Below are 2,757 nucleotides of genomic sequence, written 5' to 3' on the forward strand. Positions count from 1 at the left end.
TTCGAGTAAGGTAATTCCTGCCTGACGTTTAAAGTAAATACCGAGATAATCGTTGGCAATGTTAAAATGCTCCGCCATTATTTGTATCCGTAAACGATTGGGATCGTAAATATTTTTATGGATATAACAAAACATGGCCTGCAGGTCACGGCTTTTAAAACTATTGCTACGCAATTCGGGCATATTCCGCTGCAAAACATGTACAACACTGAATAATTGGAACCAAATAAGCTCCTGATTTACAATTTGATCTTTTCTTAATAAGAGAAGGGTATCAAAGATCAGTGTTATTATCGCATTATCTTCTCCAACTAACTGAAACCCCATCTGATGAGTTTCTCTACTTTTTATAAGATATTCCAGCTGTTGTATAGCGGACGTAGAACCCGAACTGTTACGACCCAGGTAGGCGTCGGTGAACTTAAGATATACAAAATGGGTGAGTTGTTCGATTTCAAAATAATGTTGGTCATCTGGCCCTAGTAGAAAGATCGACCCTGCTTTGTAAGGAAATGAATGCCCATTAACAATATGTCGCCCTGTCCCCTCACGAATAAAAATGAACTCGTAATGATTGTGATTGTGTTCCGGATGAGTCCATTCAAGTATCTTAAACCCTGAAATAAGCACCGGTTCAAACTGACGATAACGTTTCATTTCAGAAATATACCTAATTATATTGGATTTTTACATTAAAACCCACTAAGCTTCCAACTAACTTTGGCCCTATAAGTAATATAGAAAGATGAAGACTAGAAAAAACACCGCTTTAGTTGTTGGCGCCAATGGCGTTGTTGGCAACAATCTCATAGACTATCTTGAAAAGATGGAGGAATGGGAAATTATAGGTTTATCACGACGAGCAAATGCCGATCGGGCTAACGTTCGTTTTATCGCTGTAGATTTATTGGATATAGCCGATTGTCTCAAAAAGCTAGGCAACTTGGATACCGTAACCCATATTTACTACGTTGCTTATCAGGATAGACCGACCTGGGCTGAGCTAGTGGAGCCCAATATGAAAATGCTAAGCAATGTTTTGACCGCGGTGGAACCGGTAGCAAGTGATCTTCAGCACATCAGCTTAATGCAAGGGTATAAAGTATATGGTGCTCATCTGGGCCCTTTCAAGACACCAGCCAAAGAATCAGATGCCGGACATATGCCGCCGGAATTCAATACCAGCCAACAGCAATACCTCGAACAATTGCAAAAGGGTAAGAAATGGACTTGGTCAGCGATGCGTCCGTCAGTTGTTGGTGGAACGGCCCCCAATAATCCCATGAATCTAGCGATGCTCATTGCTGTATATGCATCTATCTCAAAAGAACTCGGTATTCCACTTCGATTTCCAGGAAAAATTGGCGCTTTTCAGACATTGATGGAAATGACCGATGCAACACTATTAGCCAAAGCAACGGTATGGGCCTCGACCAATCCACAAGCGGCCAATCAAGCCTTCAACATTAACAACGGCGATCTCTTCCGCTGGAAGGAACTATGGCCCAAATTAGCGGCCTATTTTGATATGGAAAGCGCTGATCCTATTCCGCTATCACTCAACACAATGATGGCAGACAAGGAGCCTTTATGGCAAAAATTAAAAGAAAAGCATTTATTAAGCTATAGCTATGATCAAGTTTCAGCTTGGCCTTTTGGCGATTTTGTATTTTCTTGGAATTATGATTTTTTTGCCGATGGCACAAAGGCAAGGCGTCTCGGCTTTCATGAATTTATTGACACCGAACAAATGTTTTATCAGCTCTTTGACGAAATGCGTAAAAAAAGAATAATTCCATAATAGCAAAGATTAAATTTTACCGTCTATTTTTGTAACTTACCCGGCTCAAGCATAACCTTTACTTCATTGCAATTTCATCCGGTATCATTTTATCGTTTCATAGTCAAAAGGATAGCAGATGTTTTGATAAAACAAACAATATGAATACAAAAAAAGCCTTTGTAGTTGGATCAGGAGAACTGGCAAACGCGATACTGGAAGCCGATTATTCCATCCCCAATGTAGAAATTCTACCTTGGCAGCCATCCATTACAACGTCGTCGCCATCGATCATTATACATGCCGGATCGGGTCGGGAGCTGCAAGATTGTCTTGATTTTTGTGCACGTACGGATTCGGTATTCATTGAATTGTCTACAGGGCTAGAGACCGAAAAGCTCGAGACAGCGTTTCCACTTGTCATTTGCCCAAATACCTCCATACTTTTGCTAAAAACACTCCATATGCTTCAACAATTTGGTCATAATTTCAAAGACTACGAAATATCTATTATGGAGTCTCATCAGTCCTCCAAGCTTACTGAACCAGGTACAGCTTATCATATAGCCAATTCTTTACATGTCGCTCATGAACGCGTTATCTCTATTCGCGATGCAAAAACGCAAGCTTATAAAATCCATATTCCCGTTGCCTACTTAGAAAAGCATGCCTACCATCAGATTGTGATCAAAGATAAAAATGATGAAATTAAAATTGAGACCAAGGTCCTCGGACATGATTCTTATTCAAATGGTGTCAAAAAAATCCTTGAAGCATGTGTCAACAATAAATTAGCCAATAGAAGGCATACTGTATTGGATTTGGTAGCTATGGGGCTACTTTAGTTAAACTTTCAATTTAGAAAGGAGCTTTCTACACAACGTCTAAAAATATGGGATTTGGAGTATTTATCTTTATACCGTTGCTGATAATTCTGCTGTTATGCGGGGTTATCACAAAAAGACGATTCTTCGGGT

3 protein-coding genes are annotated in these 2,757 nt (G+C 39.9%); 2 read left to right on the forward strand and 1 reads right to left on the reverse strand.

Annotated features, from left to right (window positions below; translation table 11 throughout):
- A partial coding sequence (locus B2X72_RS08495) for an AraC family ligand binding domain-containing protein (protein ID WP_286849117.1) occupies window positions 1-657 on the reverse strand: 657 nt, incomplete at its 3' end.
- An 88-nt stretch (window positions 658-745) separates the two neighbouring features.
- On the opposite strand from B2X72_RS08495, the gene B2X72_RS08500 reads away from it, so the two are divergent.
- Both B2X72_RS08500 and B2X72_RS08505 read left to right on the forward strand, forming a co-directional pair.
- On the forward strand, window positions 746-1,801 hold the full coding sequence (locus B2X72_RS08500) for an SDR family oxidoreductase (protein WP_070565402.1): 1,056 nt from the start codon (window positions 746-748) through the stop codon (window positions 1,799-1,801).
- Window positions 1,802-1,941: 140 nt separating this feature from the next.
- The gene (locus B2X72_RS08505) at window positions 1,942-2,625 is read left to right on the forward strand and encodes a dihydrodipicolinate reductase C-terminal domain-containing protein (RefSeq protein ID WP_070565404.1); all 684 of its coding nucleotides are present in this window, start codon (window positions 1,942-1,944) and stop codon (window positions 2,623-2,625) included.
- Window positions 2,626-2,757: the final 132 nt, after the last annotated feature.

Source organism: Sphingobacterium sp. UBA7253 (genome assembly GCF_002472745.1).
GTDB lineage: Bacteria > Bacteroidota > Bacteroidia > Sphingobacteriales > Sphingobacteriaceae > Sphingobacterium > Sphingobacterium siyangense.

What these genes read in the sequence shown, in the direction of transcription:
- B2X72_RS08500 (WP_070565402.1), top strand. Translation starts at nt 746, where the DNA reads ATGAAGACTAGAAAAAACACCGCTTTAGTTGTTGGCGCCAATGGCGTT.
- B2X72_RS08505 (WP_070565404.1), top strand. Translation starts at nt 1,942, where the DNA reads ATGAATACAAAAAAAGCCTTTGTAGTTGGATCAGGAGAACTGGCAAAC.